Origin of the sequence: uncultured Acetatifactor sp., assembly GCF_948601915.1 — a bacterium.
In the GTDB taxonomy this organism is placed as follows: domain Bacteria; phylum Bacillota; class Clostridia; order Lachnospirales; family Lachnospiraceae; genus Acetatifactor.
Map to the genome: position 1 here is coordinate 20,809 of NZ_CAPDXS010000064.1, position 6,484 is coordinate 27,292.

The window sequence follows — 6,484 nt, forward strand, 5'->3', positions numbered from 1 at the left end:
TTGGCCTCCTTCGTTATGATATCTATTTATTTCGTATCAAGAAGCGCCCTGTTCACCGGCTGGAAATACCGGTTCAGATAAGCGCCTATCATGATGATATACATGCAGAAATACATCCACAGCAGCACGATGATGATAATGGAAAGGCTGCCGTAGATTCCATAGGTATTGCCATAGGTCACATAGTAGGAAAAAGCCCAGGAGAACACGCTCCATACCACCGCGGAGAAGACCGCCCCCGGTATCTGCTCCCGAAATTCCAGCTTCTTGTCCGGCACATAGGCGTACACCGCCGCGAACAGCACCGACAGCACCGCCCACACGAAAATGAACCTGAAATTCATGATAAAGGAGACCAGCTGCTGAAGCTGCGGGAAACGGTGCAGGGTCAATGTCACCAACTGGTCGCCGAACACCATGAGGAACAGGGACAATATGACCACGATCAGCATCACCACCGTATAAAAGGACGCTATCACACGCACCACGAAATAATTCCGCTTCTCCTCCACGCCGTTGATGGCGTTCAGCCCCCGCATCAGCGCCATGACTCCCTTGGACGCCGACCATATGGTGGCGATCAGGGCGACGGACAGCACCCCCGCCGATTTGTCATAGATATCCGATATCAGGCTCTCCGCCAGCCCGTCCACCTGATCCGGCGTCAGATCCGTCACCGCCTCCACCAGATTCTCCTCCGTCAGAGGGGTGTATGGGATGATCGTGCATATCATGATCAGCATGGGCACGATGGACAGGAAGAAGAAAAAGGCCGTGCTGGCGGCGAACGTGCTGATGTTCTGCTTTTTCATCTTATTTGAGAAATCCACCAGAATCACAATAAGGTTACGGCACATCGCACACTCCTACTCGTTTTCATATATATTCCGAATCGTACACCTGTCATAAAAATAGAGGAGGATCTCCTCCGCGGAGTACCCGCTTCCCGCCATGCTCCTGGCTCCGTTCTGGCTCATCCCCACGCCATGGCCGAACCCGCCGCCCGTCAAGGTATATCCTACCACATTTTGACCCTCTTTGCTAGTCATTATGATAAAATATGCGCTGGGAAGCAGACTCATGCCCGCCATCTCGCTGCCGTCCTGCAGGATTACCGCAGCCGCGGCGTCATTCAGCACATACCGGATATAGTTTTCGGAAATGACCTTTATCTTCTGGCTGCCGGCCTCTATCACAAGTTCGTCGGCAACGCCTCCGCTGCCCCGCTTCTCTATGTATATGTCCGTGATGTCGCCCAGGCTGTCGATGGCCTGGCTCACGTACTCCCCGTCCTTCCAGGTCAGGACAAGCCGGCTGTTGGCAGCGTACCTCTGCTGCAGCCGCTGCAGCATGCCGTCCTTATCCAGCGCCTCCACCTGACAGCTCCACCGATACCACCCTTCCGCCGCCTCAAAGTCATCCTCGTTCCGGCCGGATATGAACGCCGCAAAGGTGTCCTCGTCCCGCATCCTCTCCCCAAAGTCCGCCTCCCCCACTGGGCTTCCGGATGCCATGGCCGCCACGGCCTCCGTCATGGCCCTGCGGTTCAGGGGTCTGGCCTTCAGATAGGTCAGCGTAGGCGCGGCCTCCGTCTTCCACACATTCGCGTCGCTGCCCGCGCCGCAGGAGGTGGAATAGTAGAAGGTCTCCGCCAGGCCGCCTCCTTCCGTGAACAGAAGCTTCCCGTAGGTCTCCTTCACGGCGGTGGTGGAACCCTCCTGCTCACCCACATTGTTGTACACCTGGTAGGAGGTGCTGTCGTCCACATGGGCCCCGTACTGGGGATAGCCCGCATGCTCCATCCGGCCGTAGGCATATGTCCTGGCGCAGATGGCCTGGGCGTTCAGCGCCTCCGCCGGATAGTCCGCCGGCATCTCGCTGGGCACTACGCTGTAGAGATACTCCTCCAGCAGCACCTGGTTGATCGCCACGATCCCCTCCTCTGTCCGCAGCAGTTCCAACTGCCCCTTATAGGAGGGCACTCCCTGGACGCGATTGCAGTTTTTCAGGACAATCTTCCCCGTGAGCACATCCGGGACAATCTGTATGCGGTCCGCCGTGAAATAGCCGCTGCCGCTATCGAACGTCAGCTCCTCCCAGGCCTGATGCTTCTCGCTCTGCCTCCCGTCATAGGGGCCATAGACCACCGTGTAGTCCGTATCGCAGGTCAACACTACCTGGTCGTGGAAGATTCCCCCGTAATCCGAAGTCTTTAACAGCACGCGGATGTATTCCATAGCCGCCTCCTTCGCCATGAGGATGCCGCAGACCTCGCCGCCCTCCATACAGAAATCCGTAAAATCATATCCGAAATACAAGTCATTTACGGTGCACATCTCCAGGGTATCGTACAGGCGGTAGCCCTTATGGTCCTCCGCCAGGGGCAGCCAGCCGTAGCCCTCCACCTCGATCCTCTCCCCGTCTGTCCGGAGAATCCTGCCGTTGATCTTCTCCGTCCAGGCGCTGACCGCTGTGACGCTGCCGTCCGTCACCGTCATGTCCGCCACCTGCTCGCGCACGGACAGGTCCGGCCAGACGGTCTCCCCATCCTCCGGATCCCCCCAGGGATATCGCTCCCGCGCGCCGTCCCGGAATACCGTCAGCCCCTCCTCGTCCGCCTCCATAATCCATACATTGGCGAAGGTCTCCACCACTGGCACATGGGGCTGGGGGCTCGGCACCGGCGGCTCCTCTCCTCTATGTATCAGCGCCAGGAGCAGCCTGCCCAGCAGCAGGATTGCCAGAAGGAGCAGCCCCAGCAGACAGATAAACGCTTTCAGCTGCATCCGCTGGGACTTATCCAGCGAAGCTCCTTTGAACCATTTCCTTCCCTTCTTATTCCAGTTATCCAAGCATCCCTCTCCTGTCCCCCGGACTCCCTCCGGAGTAATATGCGCTCAAAAGAGCAGCCCCGGAAGGACTGCCCTCTTCTTCTGTATCAAAGGCCCAAAATGCCGCCCCCTGCTCTCTGACTCCTAGCAATGCTAGGTGGGTGACCGCAGCCAGCGCTTTTGCCTTCCCTTCCAATCCATGCTTACGCAAGTGAGGGCTTGACAGCCACCTGGCGATATAGGAATCCCGTTTAAAGTAATGTAGGTTCAAAATAAGCAGAAGTTATCGCACATCTCAGGCTGTACTTATTATATCAAAAAGCTCTGTGGAATACAACTAATTTTTTAACCAAAATCTTGAAAAATAATCACAGATTCAACAATGTTCGACACGGATGTTCACGGGCATATTTCCTACAGGCCCTTTTTCGCCCGCAGGCACTGGTTTCATGGCCAAGCAGCCCTGGCCCGATTACTCTGATACATTCAAAATATATCTGCCTTTGCCCTGAATGGCTTTGATCAGGCCCTGCGTCTCCATCATCTTCAGAACCATTCTGGCCTTCGTTGTCCGGCTAGAAAGCGTCTTCATTATTTCTTTCGTGGTGATGACCTGCATGATATCGGTATTTTCAATCACCAACACCGCATCTGCCGCATCTTTACGAGACACAATCCCCTCATCCTTCCTCCTATGCAGCAATTCTATCAATGCATCCTTTTCGTGAATCGACGCATTTTCGGATGGAACCGACGCACTTACAGTCGTTTTCGCAGCAAACGACGCGCTCATCACAATCGTTTTCAGAATGAAACTGCTGTTGTCGAACACCGGACCAGGCAGACCAGCAGCTCCAAGCTCCCTGCACATGCGGTCAACACCTTCGCCGTATTCCTTCACGTATCCATAGTCCTTCAGGAAAGCTGCAATCTTCGGATTTCGGGAAAATGCGTATAGCGAATGTTTTCTTTTCTTACCATTCCGGCGAAAGTGCCGGGACTGTCTACTTCCAGCCTGTCATCAAACATCTTAATCTGGATATCCGTCCCCTTGATTCCATAGTCTCGGTGCGTAGCTGCATTAACTACAATCTCGGTACGTACAAACTCGCTGTATTCTGCCTCTGTGACAAAGATGCCATCATGTCCAAGGAATGTCTTTTCTTTCATTTGGATTTTGATAAAATCAACCGCTTTCTCCACCTGTTCAAGAATACGGCCTTCAAAAATCACATCTTTGACCACGTTCATATCCTTGCCGACCTTTGCCTCTGTGCCATCGTAACGGATAAAAGCACGCGGGAAGAATTGCTGCGGGTTTTTGCCGAGCAGTAGGATTGCCGCCACGGAAACCCGCTCTTTTCCCTCCTTTCCTGTGACGAGCTTCTTGTTCTCACGGACATACTCCTCCGGGGATTTCGTATATCCCCGCGCTCTCCCAGTACCCAGAAGCCCCCTGCTTCTGATATGCTTTTCAGGATTCCCGCCGCACCGGCTTCTACGAAGCCTGTCTTGACGGCTTCCTGGACTTTGCAAAAAAGCCTGATGATGAAATAATCGCATTATTAGCTTTCGCTAATTCTTTAGAAAGTGTTAAAAGAACTTTTATTTCCGAACTTGAAAGCCAATCTGAAAAATGATGCAGGTACATCCCCATACCTGGATATTTTAATGCTTGTCTGCAAATATTTTTTGTGATAAAGTGATATTACAATATCACTGGGAGGTATTTCTATGATCCATCGCTTAAAGAGATACGCAAGGCGCTGGGGCTCAATCAGACCGACTTCGCAAAGTACTTAGGGATTACCCAGACCGCATACTCCATGATTGAAAGCGGAAATCGGCCATTGGCTGATAAATATGTGAAGGTAATCTGTTCCTCCTGCGCAATCTGCCACGCTGACCTGTACTACCTCCGTCTCGTTAAAAGCAAAACCCTCCAGTCAGCGCATGACCTCCGCGATGGACTAAAGCGCAATCCCCTTGAGCTTCTGATAAAGAGCCTGAATTAAGGAACAAAGAGACAAATAGCGGATTCTACCTGAAAGTTAACGGTAGTGTGGTAAAATAGGAAATCAAAAATAACGGTAGTGCAGGAAATTGGCCTTAAAAAAATAACGGGAATTGAGTCGAAGACCCGCCGGAAAGGAGATGTATCATGTATAAAAGAAAAATATACGGCAAACTGTCCACATGGAAAGCCGAATCCGACGGTAAGACCGCCCTGCTTATAGAAGGTCCCAGACGGGTCGGCAAATCCACCATCGTGGAGGAGTTCGCCAAAAGAGAATACAAAAGCTATATCCTTATCGACTTCTCCACCGCTCCCGCCGGAATCAGAGAGCTGTTTTCGGATTTATCGGATTTGGATTATCTGTTCCTCCAGCTGCAGCTACAGTATAAAACCGATCTGCATGAACGGAATTCCCTAATCGTCTTTGACGAGGTACAGTTCTGCCCATCCGCCAGACAGGCTGTCAAAGCTCTCGTCCGGGACCACCGCTATGATTATATAGAAACCGGCTCCCTGATTTCCATACGGCGGAACGTGAAAGATATCCTGATTCCAAGCGAAGAGCGCAAAATCAACATGTACCCCATGGATTACGAAGAGTTCCTATGGGCAACCGGCGACGATACCACTGCAGGGCTGCTGCAGAAAGCCTTCGCTCTGAAAAAACCTCTCGGCGACCAGCTTAACCGAAAGCTGATGCGGAATTTCCGCCTGTATATGCTCGTAGGCGGAATGCCCCAGGCTGTAGCAGAATATATCGAAACCAATAATTTCAGAAAGGTGGATCAGGTGAAAAGAGATATCCTGGCCCTTTATGAAGATGACTTCCGGAAAATAGATCCTACTGGAAGAATCTCTCTTTTGTTCGATTCCATACCGTCGCAGCTTTCCCGAAACGCGTCCCGTTACCAGGTTTCCACTGTCCTGGAGCATGAGCGTGCCGATACGATTCTGGAACTTATTTCCGAGATGAAGGATTCCAGAACCGTTCTGGTCTCTTACCATACCAACGATCCCAATGCCGGGATGGCCACGACCCGGGATCTGCGGCGTTTCAAAATGTATCTTGCGGACACGGGGCTTTTTACCTCGCTTATGTTCAAAGACCGGGATTTCACGGAAAACAGCATCTACGAAAAGCTGCTGAGCGATACGCTCAGCGTCAATCTGGGATATCTCTATGAAAATATGGCAGCCCAGATTCTGGCCGCCAGCGGAAACGAGCTTTATTATTATACCTTTTTGAACGAAAAGACAAAGCACAACTACGAAATCGATTTCCTCCTGGCCCGGAAGAATAAAATCTGCCCCCTGGAACTGAAATCCTCAGGCTATAGAACCCATGCCTCGCTGGACGCGTTCACAGCGAAGTATTCAGACCGAATCCTGGAACGCTATCTGGTCTATACAAAAGATTTCAGAAAAGAGGAGGACATTATCTGTCTGCCCATTTATATGCTACCCTTTTTATAGGGGCATCTCCTTTTCCAAAAAGACCGCCGCACCAGCGTACCTAACGCCTGTGCAGCGGTCTTTCTTACTTTCCGTCCGCCACCCGCAGGGTCTGCGGGTGACTGGAGTTTACCGTCAATTTATACTGCTTAACGATTTCACTTGCCGTGAAACCGGACTGCAT

General features: G+C 52.1%; 4 protein-coding genes, 1 other RNA gene and 1 pseudogene. 2 read left to right on the forward strand and 4 right to left on the reverse strand.

Annotation, left to right across the window (positions count from 1 at the left end; all coding sequences use genetic code 11):
- Positions 1–26: 26 nt before the first annotated feature.
- The 4 genes and pseudogenes from Q2B33_RS12395 to Q2B33_RS24230 form a co-directional block, all read right to left on the reverse strand.
- Positions 27–857, reverse strand: a complete 831-nt coding sequence (locus Q2B33_RS12395; protein ID WP_296476331.1) for a YihY/virulence factor BrkB family protein — start codon at positions 855–857, stop codon at positions 27–29.
- 9 nt (positions 858–866) lie between these two features.
- Entirely contained in the window at positions 867–2,852 is a 1,986-nt protein-coding gene (locus Q2B33_RS12400; protein ID WP_300567986.1) for a SpoIID/LytB domain-containing protein, read from the reverse strand.
- 87 nt (positions 2,853–2,939) lie between these two features.
- Positions 2,940–3,136, reverse strand: a non-coding RNA gene (gene ssrS, locus Q2B33_RS12405) — 6S RNA.
- A 167-nt stretch (positions 3,137–3,303) separates the two neighbouring features.
- Positions 3,304–4,394, reverse strand: a pseudogene (locus tag Q2B33_RS24230) (ATP-binding protein).
- Between the two features lie 191 nt (positions 4,395–4,585).
- On the opposite strand from Q2B33_RS24230, the gene Q2B33_RS24535 reads away from it, so the two are divergent.
- Together Q2B33_RS24535 and Q2B33_RS12425 are read left to right on the forward strand one after the other, a co-directional pair.
- Entirely contained in the window at positions 4,586–4,846 is a 261-nt protein-coding gene (locus Q2B33_RS24535) for a helix-turn-helix transcriptional regulator (protein ID WP_300568075.1), read from the forward strand.
- Positions 4,847–4,992: 146 nt separating this feature from the next.
- A complete protein-coding gene (locus Q2B33_RS12425) occupies positions 4,993–6,321 on the forward strand; it encodes an ATP-binding protein (protein ID WP_300567976.1) in 1,329 nt (442 codons plus the stop codon).
- The last annotated feature ends 163 nt before the right edge of the window (positions 6,322–6,484 follow it).